This window comes from Pseudomonas sp. 2995-1 (assembly GCF_002742505.1).
Classification (GTDB): Bacteria; Pseudomonadota; Gammaproteobacteria; order Pseudomonadales; family Pseudomonadaceae; genus Aquipseudomonas; species Aquipseudomonas sivasensis.
Genome location: NZ_LJSA01000139.1, coordinates 1 through 255, shown reverse-complemented (window position 1 = coordinate 255; position 255 = coordinate 1). Strand labels below are relative to the sequence as shown.

1 protein-coding gene is annotated in these 255 nt (G+C 34.9%); it reads right to left on the bottom strand.

The annotated features are described in order from the left end of the window. Nucleotides 1-36 precede the first annotated feature (36 nt). Nucleotides 37-255: hypothetical protein (locus tag AOA61_RS00410; protein ID WP_218197315.1), on the bottom strand; the 219-nt coding region annotated here is incomplete at its 5' end.

The window sequence follows — 255 nt, the reverse complement described above, 5'->3', positions numbered from 1 at the left end:
GCTGTATAAAATAAGTCCTTTTCTAGCCAGCTTACATTAACTTCCTGCTCCTGTGTTTCCAGAAACCTCTCTTAAATCATCAAGTACATCTTGAAAAATTGACTGTAATTCTGGTCCAAAGAGAACTAATATTGCTACCACACCAATTGCCAGTACTCCTAAAATCAAAGCATACTCAGTCATCCCTTGACCTTCTTCTTTTACAAATAACCCTTTAAATTTGTTTAACATATTCATACACACTCCCTCATATAA